Source organism: Nocardiopsis coralli (genome assembly GCF_014892575.1).
In the GTDB taxonomy this organism is placed as follows: Bacteria; Actinomycetota; Actinomycetes; order Streptosporangiales; family Streptosporangiaceae; genus Nocardiopsis; species Nocardiopsis coralli.
Genome location: NZ_JADBGI010000005.1, coordinates 202,976 through 217,152 on the forward strand (window position 1 = coordinate 202,976; position 14,177 = coordinate 217,152).

Annotated in this window: 14 protein-coding genes and 1 tRNA gene; 9 read left to right on the forward strand and 6 right to left on the reverse strand. The window is 71.5% G+C overall.

All coding sequences use genetic code 11. The annotated features are described in order from the left end of the window. Positions 1-3: 3 nt before the first annotated feature. Positions 4-585: a GNAT family N-acetyltransferase gene (locus tag IDM40_RS07425; RefSeq protein ID WP_193121173.1), complete on the reverse strand. Its 582-nt coding sequence runs from the start codon at positions 583-585 to the stop codon at positions 4-6. Positions 586-738: 153 nt separating this feature from the next. Between IDM40_RS07425 and IDM40_RS07430 the strand changes: the two genes are divergently transcribed. Both IDM40_RS07430 and IDM40_RS07435 read left to right on the forward strand, forming a co-directional pair. Beyond that, the gene (locus tag IDM40_RS07430) at positions 739-1,542 is read left to right on the forward strand and encodes an SRPBCC domain-containing protein (RefSeq protein ID WP_193121174.1); all 804 of its coding nucleotides are present in this window, start codon (positions 739-741) and stop codon (positions 1,540-1,542) included. Beyond that, the gene (locus tag IDM40_RS07435; protein WP_193121175.1) at positions 1,542-1,856 is read left to right on the forward strand and encodes an ArsR/SmtB family transcription factor; all 315 of its coding nucleotides are present in this window, start codon (positions 1,542-1,544) and stop codon (positions 1,854-1,856) included. Before IDM40_RS07430 ends, IDM40_RS07435 begins: the two co-directional genes overlap by 1 nt. 230 nt (positions 1,857-2,086) lie before the next feature. Here IDM40_RS07435 and IDM40_RS07440 read toward each other — a convergent pair. Beyond that, positions 2,087-2,159: transfer RNA gene (locus IDM40_RS07440), tRNA-Ala, on the reverse strand. A 110-nt stretch (positions 2,160-2,269) separates the two neighbouring features. Here IDM40_RS07440 and IDM40_RS07445 point away from each other — a divergent pair. Beyond that, positions 2,270-2,482, forward strand: a complete 213-nt coding sequence (locus IDM40_RS07445) for a hypothetical protein (RefSeq protein ID WP_193121176.1) — start codon at positions 2,270-2,272, stop codon at positions 2,480-2,482. 338 nt (positions 2,483-2,820) lie between these two features. Here IDM40_RS07445 and IDM40_RS07450 read toward each other — a convergent pair whose 3' ends face one another. Then, positions 2,821-3,426 carry a DUF488 domain-containing protein gene (locus IDM40_RS07450; RefSeq protein ID WP_193121177.1) on the reverse strand — a complete coding sequence of 202 codons (606 nt, stop codon included), beginning with the start codon at positions 3,424-3,426 and terminating at the stop codon, positions 2,821-2,823. Then, entirely contained in the window at positions 3,423-3,644 is a 222-nt protein-coding gene (locus tag IDM40_RS07455; protein ID WP_193121178.1) for a hypervirulence associated TUDOR domain-containing protein, read from the reverse strand. The genes IDM40_RS07450 and IDM40_RS07455 overlap by 4 nt, the downstream gene beginning before the upstream one ends. 148 nt (positions 3,645-3,792) lie before the next feature. On the opposite strand from IDM40_RS07455, the gene IDM40_RS07460 reads away from it, so the two are divergent. From IDM40_RS07460 to IDM40_RS07485, 6 genes are all read left to right on the forward strand, one after another. Beyond that, positions 3,793-6,918: a tetratricopeptide repeat protein gene (locus tag IDM40_RS07460; RefSeq protein ID WP_193121179.1), complete on the forward strand. Its 3,126-nt coding sequence runs from the start codon at positions 3,793-3,795 to the stop codon at positions 6,916-6,918. Continuing rightward, complete coding sequence (locus IDM40_RS07465) at positions 6,906-8,438, forward strand: hypothetical protein (RefSeq protein ID WP_193121180.1); 1,533 nt, start codon at positions 6,906-6,908, stop codon at positions 8,436-8,438. Before IDM40_RS07460 ends, IDM40_RS07465 begins: the two co-directional genes overlap by 13 nt. 26 nt (positions 8,439-8,464) lie before the next feature. Then, the gene (glsA, locus tag IDM40_RS07470; RefSeq protein ID WP_193121181.1) at positions 8,465-9,769 is read left to right on the forward strand and encodes a glutaminase A; all 1,305 of its coding nucleotides are present in this window, start codon (positions 8,465-8,467) and stop codon (positions 9,767-9,769) included. Between the two features lie 148 nt (positions 9,770-9,917). Then, positions 9,918-10,268, forward strand: a complete 351-nt coding sequence (locus IDM40_RS07475) for an ArsR/SmtB family transcription factor (RefSeq protein WP_193121182.1) — start codon at positions 9,918-9,920, stop codon at positions 10,266-10,268. Continuing rightward, positions 10,261-10,734 (forward strand): SRPBCC family protein, encoded by a 474-nt coding sequence (locus IDM40_RS07480; protein ID WP_193121183.1) that lies wholly within the window; start codon positions 10,261-10,263, stop codon positions 10,732-10,734. Before IDM40_RS07475 ends, IDM40_RS07480 begins: the two co-directional genes overlap by 8 nt. Before the next feature lie 152 nt (positions 10,735-10,886). Further along, complete coding sequence (locus IDM40_RS07485) at positions 10,887-12,980, forward strand: ATP-dependent DNA helicase (protein ID WP_193121184.1); 2,094 nt, start codon at positions 10,887-10,889, stop codon at positions 12,978-12,980. A 126-nt stretch (positions 12,981-13,106) separates the two neighbouring features. Here the strand turns inward: IDM40_RS07485 and IDM40_RS07490 are convergent, their stop codons facing one another. Together IDM40_RS07490 and IDM40_RS07495 are read right to left on the reverse strand one after the other, a co-directional pair. Continuing rightward, a complete protein-coding gene (locus tag IDM40_RS07490) occupies positions 13,107-13,631 on the reverse strand; it encodes a DUF6315 family protein (protein ID WP_193121185.1) in 525 nt (174 codons plus the stop codon). A 166-nt stretch (positions 13,632-13,797) separates the two neighbouring features. Next, positions 13,798-14,139 (reverse strand): hypothetical protein, encoded by a 342-nt coding sequence (locus IDM40_RS07495; protein WP_193121186.1) that lies wholly within the window; start codon positions 14,137-14,139, stop codon positions 13,798-13,800. Positions 14,140-14,177: the final 38 nt, after the last annotated feature.

Here is a 14,177-nt window from a genome sequence, read left to right on the forward strand (position 1 = left end):
GATTCAGGGGGAGGGCCGCCGGAGCATTGCCCAGGTGCGCGGGCCCCCGTCGGGCAGGTCGTACTCGGCGGTGATCTCGAACCCGAGCGCCTTGTACACACCCACGTTGGCGTCCGTGGAGGTCTCCAGGAACGCGGGAACACCCTCGGCGTCGGCGGCCGCCAGCCCCGGCTCGATGACCGCACGCCCCAGGCCCCGGCCCTGAGCGGAGGGCCGCACGCCGACCGTGCCCAGGAACCACACGGGTTCCGCGGGCCGGTGGGCCTCCATGGCGGCTTCGGCGGAGGCGTGCGCGTCGGAGCGGTCGCCGGCGAGCTCGACCAGGCGGGGCAGGAGCTGCTGCAAGGTCGGGCCCGCGTCGCCTGCGGGGGTGGACCACACGGCGACGGCGTCCAGGCCGTCGCTCACCCACACCCGACCGTGCGGCAGCCCGATCTCGGCGAGGAAGAGGCGCTGGAACTCACGGAGCCTGGCCAGGTGGTCGTCGGCGCTGATCGTGTGGCGGGTGAAGGGGTACTCGGCGAACGCTGCGGTGAGCGTGTCGGCGGCGCCCTCGACGTCGCCGGGTGTGGCCTCGCGGATCATGGTGTGCTCCGTGGTCGGTTCGGGGCAGGGGCAAGCAGATACGAGCCGATACGAGCGGTCGTACACGGTCGTCGGCAATACTACGCAAGTGCAACCACAGGGTTGCGGGTTCTCCCGCCAAGATGCAACCCTGGGGTTGCACAGGAGGTCGGTATGGACAACGTCGAACGCCATGTGGACATCGACGCACCGCCCGAGCGTGTGTGGGAGCTCCTCACGCGCCCCGGATGGTTCGTCAACGACGGGGAGATCGTCGCACACGAGGTCGAGGACCTGGGTGAGGGCGCGTACCTCGTCACGGACCCCGTGCACGGGTCCTTCCGTATCGAGGAGGTCCGGCTCGAACCGCACACCCGGGCCGTGTTCCGGTGGCACAGGGGGACCGGCCCGGACGACCCCGCCACGCAGGTCGAGTTCCGGTTGGCCGAACGCCCCGGCGGGGTCCGGCTCACCGTTGTCGAGAGCGGGCTCGAGGCGCTGGGGGTCGATCGCCGACTACGCCAGGGCCAGGAGCAGGGCTGGACCGAGGAGCTCGAGGTCGCGCGGGCGCACACCGACCCGGCCAGGGTCAGGCGCGCGGTCCATGTCCCGGCCGGCCCCGATCGTGCCTGGGACGTGGTCGCAGACCTGGCCTCGTGGTACGCGTTCGGCGGCGCCGCTTACACCCTGATCGAGGATGCGCCGATGCGCCTGGAGTGGGCGGAGCACGGGATCTTCCTGGGGCGCGTCGAACGTGTGGCGGCACCGTCCGAGCTCGCGTTCCGACTGGCGCAGGAGCCCGACACGGAGCCGGGGGCCGACGCGCCGCTGGTCCGCGTGACCGTGCGGGCCTCCGGGACGGGTTCCCTCGTGACCGTCGAGCACACCGGTCTGGCCTCCGAGGACGAGGCCGCCATGGAACGCCTCGGATGGGAGGGCGGCCTCACCACCCTCGCCGAACGTCTCCGGGGGCAGTAGTGAGCGCTCCACCCGACGCCGCCTTCGCCGCATTGGCGGACGGAACACGCTGGAAGGTCCTGGTGCGGATCGGCCGCGAACCCGCCTCGGCCTCCGCGCTCGCGCGTGAACTCCCGGTCAGTCGGCAGGCCATCGTCAAGCACTTGGAGGTGCTCGCCGGCGCCGGGCTCGTGTTCTCACAGCGGCGGGGGCGCGAGGTCGTGCACGTGGCCGTGGGGGAGCGGTTGAGCGCGCTCGGCCGGGACCTGGACCGGATCGGGCAGGGGTGGGACGACCGGCTCGCCGCGCTCAAGGAGGAGGCCGAGGACGGGTGAGCCCCGGGAGCGGGCATCGCGTCTGCGCGAGCGCGTGACAGACCGGGCTGCTTCTCTCCTCTTGACCGGCGAGCACCACAGGACCAGGTGTCACCGAACGTCTGCCCACAACAACCACAACGGGCGCGAGCGCCGGCGAGCGCACACCGGGGGGTCCGGGGGGTCGTCCCCCCGAAAAGCACAAAGACCCTGCGAAGGCGGACGGAGTCCGCCGAGCAGGGCCTTCCGAGTGGAGCTATGGGGATTCGAACCCCAGACCTCCTCCATGCCATGGAGGCGCGCTACCAACTGCGCCATAGCCCCTTGTGGGTCGCCCGAAGGCGATGCCTCAAGTCTACCGGACCTCGGCGAGTGCCTCGAACGCTTTTCGCTCCCGAGGGGCCTGCGGGAACGTCGCGGGTAGGACGGACGGTATGGACCCCCAGGACAAGGACGACCCGGTCAGCCCCGCGAACCCGGCGAGCAGAGTGCTCCGGTGGGAGGAGTACGGCGGCACGTGGCGGGTGGTCGCGCGTGGCGCGAGCGGCGTGACGGTCGAGCTGTGCAGCTGTACCGGCGGAGAGGTCCTCGAACGGTGGACCAGTGATGATCCGGACCTGATCACGCTGGTCGACACCCCGACCTGATTCGAGCTCTCCCGTCCTCGCCCCCTCAGCAGTGCCGAGCCCATCTTGCCCTGGCTCATGCAACCCCCATGGCCGGCGGCGCGCCCAGGACCTGCTCCGTTTGCGCGGGCGTCCGCCCAAGACCTGCTCCGCCTTTTGCGCGAGCGTTCACCCAAGACCCGCTCCGCGTCGTACGCGAGCGTCCGCCCAAGATCCGCTCCGCCTCGTACGCGGGCGCCGGCGAGTGTGCGTGGCGGAGCGGGAACGCCTGTACCTCGGCCACAGAACACGTGCACTTCAGTGGGAGATACCGGGCTTGTGCGCCCCCGGCCCCGGAACCTGGTCGGCCCACCCCCGCATCACGCGCCACGTCTCTCCGGATAGGTGACGACCTTGCGGAACCCGCCGCCCTCCCCGCCCCCGTCACCCCCGACGACGGCGCCGGCGCTCAACCTCGCGGGCTCGCCGCGGCCCGGGCCCAGTACGTGGAACACGTCCTCACCCCGCGCGATCAGGTGGTCGGCGATGATCCGCCGGTGGCACCGCCACCACACCGCCTCGGCGCACATGACGGCGGTCGGGCGTTCGTGCCCCCACTCGCGCAGCAGCTCCAGCGCGCGCCCGAACCCCTCCGAGAGCGCGTGGTCCGCGTAGTTGTGGAAGCTCCGGTTCCGCCACCACCCGTTCACTTCGAACGGAACGTCCTTGCTCACGGGTCTGCGCCCGGTCAACTCCTCCGCCCGCCGCAGGGTGGTCCCCAGGTCCGCGAGAGCCCCCGCGAGTGTGTCCTCGTCGAACTGCGGATACCGCGCCGAACCGGGCAGTCTCCGCACGTCCACGACCAGCGTGATCCCGTGCTCCTGCAGCAGGCCGGTGAACTCAGCGAGGGTCCGGTTCGAGTGCCCGACCGTGAAGAAGCGCCCGCGAGCCGCCCCACTCGCAGTTCCGATCTCCGTCCCGCTCACTGCTCTCCGTCGACCAGGCGCAGCGCGGACCCCTTGTGCGCCGCGACGTGGTCGGTCCGGTCGCTCTTGATCTTGTACTGCGGCTCCTCCGGCGACGCCCGCCTTGTGTGCCCCTTGTAGTCGAAGTCGGCCGTGTGCACCTCGGTGATCGTCCCCGACACCCGGCCGGCCTCGGAGTTCCACTCCACGTGGTCGCCGACCTCGAACCTGTGCGACATGTGCTCTTCCTTCTGCCGGTCGTGCGGTCTCCCACCACTGTGGCAACGCCCCGCCCTGATCCCGGGTAGGCCGGTTCCGGACGCGGGCGTGTGCCGTTCCGGAGCGTCCCGATACACTCCCTTCGCCCCCTGTCCCGAAGGACCGTGAGTGAACCGACCCTTCGTCGTCCTGCTCCTGATCGCCACCGCCCTGTCCGCCGTGGCCGGCCTCCTTGTCGAGGAACTCAGCGTTCCCCTCTGGGTGACGGCCGCTGCCACCGCCGCCACGGCCGTGGTCGGGCTCCTGCTCAAGAAACCCGTCGAGCGCTTCCAGGACCGCACCGACCCAGGCCGTTTCACGCAGCACCTCGTCAAGGGCGGGGCCGTCCGGGTCCGGGACACCGCTCGCGACGTGCCCGGCCTCTTGGGCGTGCACCCGGCCCGGTTCCGTGACCCCGACGACGTGCACAGCGACCAGCTGCCCGACTACGTGCAGCGCCCCGAACTCGAGAAGAAGGTCCGCGACCGTCTGAAGGCGCACGGGCTCGTCGTGGTGACCGGCGGGTCGGCCACGGGGAAGAGCCGGTTGGCCTACCAGGTCGTGCGGGAGCTCTACCCGGACCGCATGCTCTACCGCCCCCTCCCCGGCGAGGCGGGCGTGCGGGGTCTCGTCGCCACCGGTGCCCTGCCGAGGAAGGCGGTCTTCTGGCTGGACGGCGTCGAGGACCACGTCGCCCAGGGCCTGCGCCCCGAGGACATCGCGGGCCTGCTCCCGGAGGGCCACGGCAACGCCGTGGTCGCCACGATGCGGGTCCACCCGGGCTCGGGCTCCGGCGACGACCGCTCGGGGCAGAGTCAGGAGACCTTCCTGCGCAGGTTCGCCGGCCACGAGGTCCAGGTCCCCCGCGGCAACGACGGCTACAGCGAGGACGTGCCCGACGATCCCCGGATCCGGGAGGCCGCCGCCCAGAGCCGCCACGGGCTCACCGAGTACCTGGCGCAGGGGCCGGCGGCGTACCTCAAGTGGGAGCGGCTGTCGGGGAACGCGGACACACACCGCGCCGGGGCCGTGGTCGAGGCCGCCGTCGACGCCCGCCGCGCCGGCCGGCACACCCCGCTGCCGAAGGAACTCCTCCGCCGGCTGCACGAGCACTACGTCGACACCTCGGAGGGCTCCGGGGCAGGCCGACAGACCTTCGACGAGGCGTTGAACGATGCCGCCCGGCCCTACGACGGGGCGAGCGGCTGCCTGATGGAGTCCGACCAGGTCCCCGGCGCCTACTACGCCTTCGACTACCTCGTCGACCGCGCCCAGGAGAACGAGGAACCGGTCGCGACGCCGGTCCTGGAGGAGCTCGTCGAGGCCACCGAGGGACCGGAACTGGTGTCCCTGGGACGCGCGGCACAGGAGAGCGACCGTGGCTGCGCGCTGCGCGCGGCCGACCGCCGCCTCGCCGAGAGGCCGGGGGACGCCGCGGCTCTCGGGTTGCGTGGTGCCGTCCTGCTCGAGAAGGCCCACGGCCGCGGGGCGGAGGACGAGTGGCACGGCCTCAGAGGTGCGTGCAGCGACCTGAAGTGGAACGACGACACCCCGGAGGCCGTCGGTCTCGTCCGCCGGGCGGTCGAGGCCGGTGACGAACGCTCGCGTCCGGTCCTGGGAACCTTCCTTCAGCGTTCGGGGCGGTTCGAGGAGGCCCTGGAACACCTGCGGCAGGTGGAGGAACCCGACGGTGTCCTCGAGCTACGCATCGCCAAGGCCCTTCGGGGGCTCGGCCGACTCGATGAAGCAGACGAGCAACTGATGAAGGTCGCCGATCGCGGCTTGATCGCGGCCTTCTTCCACCTGGCGGTGAACGCTGCCGACCGGGGAAACCTCGACCTCTCCCTGTACACCTACGACTGGCTCGCCGACGCCGCTCGTGAGCTGGACGATCGGCGGCTCGAGCTCCTGACCATGCATGCCAGGGCCGAACTCCTGTTCCGGGTGGGCCTGGTCGCCGAGGCGGTCGAATTCTCCGAGAAGGGGGCGGAGAAGGAGGAGGCCTGGGCCTTCTACGCTCTGGTCCGGCACTTCGAGGACACGGAGAACATGGCGATGGCCTCCCTCTGGTCGCGGAGGGCCGCCGACGCCGGGATCCTCTGGGCCATGGCGAAGCAGGGCATGATCACCGACGATGAGATCCAGCAATCCCGGGACCACTGGTACGCGCGTACACATGCCGCCGCGGACCTGTACTCGGAGATGCATGTGAGACTCGCGGTGGCGCGGACCGTGATCCGCGCCATGGACCGGGTCATCGAGTGGGCGGACAGGGGTACCCCCGGGGCCGATCTTTCCGACGCACCCGAGGTCGTTGTGGGGTCCCTCGACGACATGGACGGTTCGAAGGACACCGGTGCGACCGACGCCCCCGTGGAGACCGCGACGGACCCCGAGACCCGCATCGCGCTCCACCGCGAGCAGGGCAACCATCGCGAGCTCGTGTCCCTGCTCGCCGCCGAGGTGGCGGCCGGCCGTGAGAACCGGGTGGAGGCCCTCGACGAGGCCCTGGACTCTCTGGACCGGGAGGACTGGATGCCGGTCATCACCGAGGCTGCGGACACCGAGCACCGCTATCCGACGGCCGTCGTCCTGACCATGCTCCGGGCCGGGTTCGAGCAGCGTGCGGAGGAGCTCCTGCTGCTCTACGTGCACACAGGTGACCAGCGGGCGTTGAAGCTCCTCGCCACGTTCTACAAGGAGCGCGAACGACACGGCGAGCTCGTGGAACTCCTGCGCCACCGGGTCTACCTGGGTTCCAGTTCCGCCGCCGCCGAGCTGGCCGAGTACCTGTACGCCAACACGGAGGTCGGCAGCGTGGAGGAGGACCTCACGTGGCCGCTGGCCTCGTTCGCCAGGTCGGAGGGGGAGATGTCCGTCTCCACGCTGATGGCCGTCTACGTGCTCGGAGGGGACAAACGCAGGCTCGTGGCCGAGACGATCGAGGCGGGCGGTGCGGGGCACGCCCGGCTGGCCGTCGCGCTGGTGGACGACGGGCAGGTCGAAGAGGCCGAGGCGGTCTTCGTACAGGGAGAGGACCACGAGAGCTTCGTCTACCGACCGCCCGCGTATCTGGATTTCGCCGAGGCACTCGTGGCCAAAGGTCTCGGTTCCCGGGCCGAGGCCGTGCTCGAACGGATGACCGAGGACGGGGCGACCGAGAAGCATCGGGCCCGTGCGGAGCAGATCCGCGCCAGGGCCGGGATGGGAAGGCTCCGGTGGAAGCTGTGGGGGAGGCGTCGTTGGAACCGCTGAACCGTCTGTACGAGCGCCTCTGCGAGGACGGTTACACGGACGCCTTCGAGTGGGTCGTCCTGGACCAACGGCTCCGCTCCCTCCTCTCCTGCGAAACGCCCCTGCGGCGTGTCGAGGACGGCGACGGGACCTCCACCCTCCCGCGGCTCTACACCTGGGCCGCGGAGGCCGGCTGCGAGGGGGAACCGGGGATGGCGGACGTGATGGCCCGCTGGTTCCTCGTCCGTAACAGCGTGCACCGGGCCGGGGGTGTCACTGCGCTGATCGGCGCCCATCGGAGCGCGGTCGAAGCACACGGAGGGGAAGGCGCCGCGCACCTCGGCGAGGTCGTACCCGCGGTGGTCGAGCTCCTCGTGGAGGAGGGGCGGACGGACGAGGCGTCCGCGCTGTTGGCGTACCTGGAGACGGCGGGGGACCAGGACCCCGCCCTGCTCGGTGTCAGCGCCGAGGGTGCCGGGGCGCTCGGGAGGGACACGGCGGAGCGCTACGTGAGCGCCGAGGCCGCGGCCCTGGCCACCGACGTCGACGCGATCTACGCGGACGAAGGCCTGCGCCGGCGCCTCCTGGTCCTGGCCCGGGTGAGCGACGCCTTCTTCGCTGCCGGCGGGCCGGCGGAACTGGAGGGGCTCAGGGAGGTCTTCCGCGCGAACCCGCGCAGCTTCAACGCCCTCTACTGGGGTGATGAGTCGACCGGCGCGCTGGTCGAGGACCATCTGAGGTTGGCCCTGCCCGGGATGCGCCTGCACCTGGAGGCCTGCCGGGATCGGTGGTTCTTCGATCGCACGGTGAGGCGGGCCCGGGCAACCGAGGGGCCCGATTTCGCCTGCACGCTTCTGCTCTCCGCGGCCCTGCGCTCGGACCAGGTGGCGCGGTGGCTGGCCCGCGAACCTGCCACCGTTCGCGGAGGAACCCGGGGGGTGCGCGTGCGCCTGGCTCTGTTCAAGGCACGGATCCCGCGTAGGTCCCTCTACGCCGAGCTCCTCACACAGGCCTGCGCGGACGGCACCGGAGCGGGATCCGCTGAGGTAGGGGCGATCCGCGGGATGGTCCGGGATCAGGTCCCGGTGCTGTGGCGCTCCGTCGCGCTCTGGGCCGTGCTCGTGCCTCTCTGGACCCAAGCGGCGACCGCAGATCCCCCTTGGTGGTGGGAGATGGTGTTGAGCGTTTCGGTGGGCGTGCTCCTCGCGGTCCAGGGCCAGAAGTGGAGATCGGGTCGTTCCTGGTTCCGGTCCGTGCTCCTGCCCAGGACGAAGAGCCGGGCGGAGCAGAAGTCCGTGTGGCTCCTGGCCAGTGAGTTGCTGGTGAACAGCCCGTGGATGTACTTCTCACCCCTGTACTCGAAGGCCTACCTCCACCGTCACCTCACGCCTCTGTGGCAGGCCGTCGCCTTCCGCGAGAGGGTCCAGGCCGACCCCATGCTCGCCTCCGATGTCGCGCTCCGCCTCGGCCGGAAATCCATCCACTCCGCGGACGACGTCTCCGTGCTCCTCGCGCGCCACCTGCCCCGGCAGCGCTCCTGAGCCCCACGCGTTCCTACACTGGACCGATGGACCACGGCGCGAGCGACCACACCGCAGGCGGTCGACCCGACCGCGGCCTCCTCGGTCACGCCTCGAACGGCCGCGAACCCCGGGCCACGGATGAGCAGAGCCCGGTCGTCACGGTGCTCGAGCGGATCCGCGACGAGGTCGCACCCAGGCACGAGGGCCGCGTCGCCGACTTCATCCCCGAGCTCGCCGGCGCCGACCCCGACGCGTTCGGGATCGCCGCCGTGAGCGCGCACGGGCGCTGCTACTCCGCCGGGGACGACGCGGCGGCCTTCACCGTGCAGTCGATGTCCAAGCCCTTCGTCTACGCGATGGCGATCGAGGAACGCGGCCTCGACGACGTGCACCAGCACGTGGGCGCAGAACCCAGCGGTGAACCCTTCAACGCGATCAGCCTCGACGAGCTGGGCCGCCCCGAGAACCCGATGATCAACGCGGGCGCGATCGTGACGACCTCGCTCGTGCACGGCGCGGGCCCGGACGGGCGCTTCGAACGCATCCGCACCGCGCTGTCGTCCTTCGCCGGCCGCAGCCTGTCCCTCGACGAGGACGTCTACCTGTCCGAGGCCGAGACCGGGCACCGGAACCGGGCGCTGGGGTACCTCAGCCTGGCCGGGGGTGTCCTGGAGGGATCGGTCGAAGAAGCGGTCCAGGACTACTTCCGCCAGTGCGCGCTCAGCGTGACAGTGCTCGATCTGGCGGTCATGGCGGCCACCCTGGCCTCGGGCGGCGTCAACCCGGTGACCGGTGAACGCGTGGTGTCGCGGCGCACGGCTCGGCACACCCTGTCGGTCATGTCGAGCTGCGGCATGTACGACCGCGCGGGGGAGTGGGCCCTGCGGGTGGGCATCCCGGCCAAGAGCGGGGTGAGCGGCGGCATCCTCGCGGCGGCGCCCGGTTCCTTCGGTGTCGGGGTGTTCAGCCCGCCGCTGGACGGTGCGGGCAACAGCGTGCGCGGCGTGGCGGCCCTGGAACGCCTGTCGGAGGACTACGACCTGCACATGCTGCGCATCCCGTCGGAGCCGCCCTCGCCGGTGCACAGCGTCACGCGCGCGGGCGGGACCCTCGACGTGCACTTGCGCGGCGACATCGACTTCCTCGCCGCCGAGCAGGTCGTCTCCCGCCTGGAGGAGGCCGTGGACGACGCCCGCGTCACGTCGGTGACCGTGGAGCTGGAACGGGTCTCCGGGCTCAGCGATGCCGCCCGCTCCCTGCTCGCCGCCGAACTGCGCGACCTGGACGGGGCCGGGGTCGAGGCCTCCATGACCGACCCCGCCGAGGTGCAGGACGACGAGGACGCCTGACCCGGGGCCCGGCGGCGCGCCCCACCCGCCCTCGACCCGGCCCCGCCCGGAAAAGATCACCCGGGCTTGTCCCCACCCCTTGACGCGGGACCCCTCACGGGTGTGTGATCAACCTAAGAGTTGAACAACTGAAAGGTTGAACTCGCTGATGGCGACCGATCCGCTCAGCCTCACCTTCGCCGCACTGGCGGACCCGACCCGCCGCGCGATCCTCGCCCGGCTGTCCCGGGGTGAGGCCACCGTCAACGAACTGGCGGAGCCGTTCGCCATGAGCCTCCAGGCGGTCTCCAAGCACCTCAAGGTCCTGGAACGCGCCGGGCTCGTCACCCGAGGGCGCGCCGCACAGTGGCGCCCCTGCCGGATCGAGACCGCCCCGCTGGACGAGGTCTCCGACTGGCTCGGCCGCTACCACGAGCAGTGGGAGGACCGCTTCACCCGCCTGGACGAGGAACTGCTCAGGATCCAGAACGGCACCGAAGGAGAACAGAGCCATGAGTGACCTGAAGATCGTCGCCGAACCCGGACGCCAGGACATCGTCATCACCCGTACGTTCGACGCACCACGCGAGGCGGTCTACGCGGCCATGACCGACGCCGAATCCATCGCCCGGTGGTGGGGGCTGGACGAGACCGACACCCGCGTCGAGGTCTCCGACGCCCGCCCCGGCGGACGCTGGCGCTACGTCGAGAAGGGCCCGGACGGGGCCGAGTACGCCTTCCGCGGTGTCTTCCACGACGCCGTCGCCCCCGAGCGCATCGTGCAGACCTTCGAGTTCGAGGGCATGCCGGGGCACGTGGCCATGGACACCTACACCCTGGAGGAGCAGGACGGCCGCACGCTCTACACCTCCGTCTCGGTGTTCCAGAGCGTGGAGGACCGCGACGGCATGGTCGCCTCCGGGATGGAGACCGGCCTGTCCCAGTCCCTGGACGCCCTGGAGAAGCTGGTCACAGAGCGGGGCTGACCAGCACCCGACGCCGGGCGCAGCGGCACGCGCGACCCGGCGCACACGGCCGGACCCCGCCGACGGGCCCGGCCGTCCGCCCTGCCCGCACACCCCGGTCGGGCCTGTGGACAACGCCCGTTCCTGTCACCGCGGAACGGTAATGTCGACGCGTGGCAGATCTCCCGGACGTTCCCTCCATGCTCGAAGCGGCCGTCGACGCCCTGGGCGGCACCCACCGCGAGGGCCAGGCGACCATGGCCCTGGCCGCCTCCGAGGCCGTCGACAAGCGCGAACACCTCGTGGTGCAGGCCGGCACCGGAACCGGCAAGTCCCTGGCCTACCTCGTGCCCGCCATCCGGCACGCCATGGCCACCGACACCACCGTCGTGGTCTCCACCGCGACCATCGCGCTGCAGAACCAGCTCATCGAGCGCGACCTCCCGCGCCTGGCCCGCGCCCTGGCGCCCATGCTCGACCGGGAGCCCACGTTCGCCGTGCTCAAGGGGCGCCGCAACTACCTGTGCCGCAACCGGCTCCAGAACGCCGACGAGGAGGCCGAGGACACCGAGCTCTTCGACCCCCGCCAGCTCTCCTCCCTGGGCCGCCAGGTCGCACGCCTGCACGAATGGGCCGAGGAGACCACCACCGGCGACCGCGACGAGCTCGAACCCGGCGTGAGCGACCTCGCCTGGCGCCAGGTCTCCGTCGGCGGCAACGAGTGCATGGGCGCCCGGGTCTGCCCCTTCGGCCAGGAGTGCTTCGCCGAGTTCGCCCGCGAGGCCGTCGGCGGCGTCGACGTCGCGGTCACCAACCACGCCATGCTCTCCATCGACATGCAGCAGGGTTTCCACCTCCTGCCCGAGCACGACACGATCATCATCGACGAGGCCCACGAGCTGGTCGACCGCGCCACCTCCGTGGCCACCGAGACCCTCACCGAACGCACCGTCAGCGCCGCAGCCAAACGCGCATCGCGCCTGGTCGAGGCCGGCATCAGCGAACGCCTCACCGAGTGCGCCGAGGGCCTGGCCATGATGTTCACCGAGGTCCCCGACGGGCGCCTGGACCAGATCGACGACGGCCTCGCCGGGGCCGTGGCCGCCACCCGCGACGCCGCCTCCGCGTGTGTGACCGCGATCGGCCCGGCACCCGGGGACATGGACCCCGACACCGCCGGCGACCGCCGCATGGCCCTGGCCGCGCTCAACGAGGTCCACGACGCCGCCGTCTCCGTCCTGGAGAGCTACGACAAGCCCCTGCGCGACCGCACCGAGGTCGTCTGGCTCACCAAGGCGCCCTCGCGCCCGCCCTCCCTCAACGTCGCGCCGCTCACCATCGGCGGGCTGCTGCGCGACAAGCTCTTCGGCGACCGGACCGTCGTGCTCACCTCCGCCACCCTCACCCTCGGCGGCGACTTCCGAGCCCTGGCCGGCCAGTGGGGCCTGGGGCGGGAGGTCACAGCGGAGGCCGCCGACCGCGAATCCCGCGGCCTGTCACCCGTGCCGGAGACCGGGGCCGAGGGCGTGGGGAAGGACGAGGACGGGCCCCACCGCGCCGAGGGCGAACCCCGCTGGCGCGCCCTCGACGTCGGGTCCCCGTTCGAGCACTCCCGCCGCGGCATCCTCTACGTGGCCACCCACCTGCCCACGCCCGGACGCGAGGGCCCCGACCCCGCCTACCTCGACGAGATCGCCGAGCTCATCCAGGCCGCAGACGGGCGCGCCCTGTGCCTGTTCTCCTCGATGCGCGGCGCCCAACAGGCCAGTGAGGAACTGCGCGAACGCCTCGACCACCCGATCCTGTGCCAGGGCGAGGACTCCACCGGACGGCTCGTGAGCCGGTTCGCCGAGGAGGGGCGCTCCTGCCTGTTCGGAACCCTGTCGCTGTGGCAGGGCGTCGACGTGCCCGGGCCGTCCCTGTCCCTGGTGATCGTGGACCGCATCCCCTTCCCGCGGCCCGACGATCCTCTCTCCTCGGCCCGCCAGCGCTCGGTCAGCGCGCACGGGGGCAACGGGTTCCTGTCCGTGGCCGCCACCCACGCCGCACTCCTGCTGGCCCAGGGCACCGGACGCCTGCTGCGCTCCACCGAGGATCGCGGCGTCATCGCCGTCCTGGACCCGCGCCTGGCCAAGGCGCGGTACGGGGGTTTCCTGCGGGCCTCGCTCCCGCCGTACTGGGGAACCAGCGACCCCGAGGTCGCCCGGTCCGCGCTGCGCCGCCTGGCCGCCTCCTCCGCCGAACCCGCGGCCGCCGCGGCGGGTTGACCCCGTCGGCCGGGCCCGGAGGCCTCCGTACACACGAACGCGCGGGGACCGGCGGAACGGTGTCCGTCGGTCCCCGCGCGTGCCCGGGCGCCCGTTCGAGTGGCCCAGAAGATGCGGGGCGGGGGATCAGCCGCGGCTGCGGTAACCGAAGAGGCGCACGGCGTACCCGGGGGAGTCGTCCTCCGGTTCCTGGATGAACCAGCGGTCCTCGTTCTCACCCACGAGCAGCTCGTTCCACATCATGTCGATGAGCTTGAGCCGCGAGACCACCGAGGACTCCGGGTCGAGCACGATCGAGTACGTGTGGTCGGTCAGGCGCTGGGTCACCATGCCCACGGACTGGCCGTCCCAGATGGCGGGGACGGGCGCGTGCCCGATCTCGACCCCGCAGAGGCGGAGCTGCTCCACCTCCTCGTCGAGGGCCTCCGCGGCGAGCGCGCCGTCCAGTTGGAGGGCGTCCTCCAGTTCGTCGCGTTCCTCGTCCTCGCGGAGATAGGCGTGGTAGGTGCGGTATCCGCAGGTGCGGCACTTGCGCCAGACGACACAGCGCGCCAGCCCGTAGGCCGACTGCGCTTCGCCGACACTCTGGTAGTCGCTCACCTCGCGAATCGCGCCGCACTCGCAGCACAGGGCCGTGAGATCCTGCTTCATCAGAGTCCCCCCTCCGAGCTGAGTATGCGACGAACGGAGCGCCTATGGGAACCCGTTCGGAGAGGAAGTCACGGCAAGGACTCGTCATCAATGCCCCAAATGGCAGGGGGAGCAGCCCTTCCGTGCCGGCCGGCGGCGTGTCGGGGTGGCCAGGAACACCCTGCCCTCAGAGGGTGCGGTCCCCCTTGTTGCGGGCGCTCCAGTCGCGCATGCGCTGCGGGTATCCGACGATCTGCACGTCGTAGGCGGGCAGCGCGAGCTTCTTGGCGAGCTTGCGGATCGCCTCGGGTGAGCCGCAACGGCGGCGGGTCCATTCACCGTCGGTGGCCACGGCCACGGCCGTGGTCTGGGTCGCGAAGGTCTCCGGTTCCACGAAGAACTCCACCCCCACCCGGGACTCGGCGAACTCCTTGAGGGCCTTCATGTCGGAGTCCTCGGAGTCCCGGTCGAACCGGGCCTTGCTGTTGCGGTTGGCCTTGCGGAGCCCGAAACGGTCTCGCCATCCCATCGGAGGTCCTGTCTCCTCACACCCGGTCGAGGTCGAAG

Bases quoted from the DNA above. Each gene is read 5' to 3' on its own strand.
- IDM40_RS07425 (WP_193121173.1), bottom strand. From the start codon at position 585: ATGATCCGCGAGGCCACACCCGGCGACGTCGAGGGCGCCGCCGACACG.
- IDM40_RS07455 (WP_193121178.1), bottom strand. From the start codon at position 3,644: ATGTCGCACAGGTTCGAGGTCGGCGACCACGTGGAGTGGAACTCCGAG.
- IDM40_RS07445 (WP_193121176.1), top strand. From the start codon at position 2,270: ATGGACCCCCAGGACAAGGACGACCCGGTCAGCCCCGCGAACCCGGCG.
- IDM40_RS07475 (WP_193121182.1), top strand. From the start codon at position 9,918: ATGGCGACCGATCCGCTCAGCCTCACCTTCGCCGCACTGGCGGACCCG.
- IDM40_RS07495 (WP_193121186.1), bottom strand. From the start codon at position 14,139: ATGGGATGGCGAGACCGTTTCGGGCTCCGCAAGGCCAACCGCAACAGC.
- IDM40_RS07490 (WP_193121185.1), bottom strand. From the start codon at position 13,631: ATGAAGCAGGATCTCACGGCCCTGTGCTGCGAGTGCGGCGCGATTCGC.
- IDM40_RS07480 (WP_193121183.1), top strand. From the start codon at position 10,261: ATGAGTGACCTGAAGATCGTCGCCGAACCCGGACGCCAGGACATCGTC.
- IDM40_RS07430 (WP_193121174.1), top strand. From the start codon at position 739: ATGGACAACGTCGAACGCCATGTGGACATCGACGCACCGCCCGAGCGT.
- glsA (WP_193121181.1), top strand. From the start codon at position 8,465: ATGGACCACGGCGCGAGCGACCACACCGCAGGCGGTCGACCCGACCGC.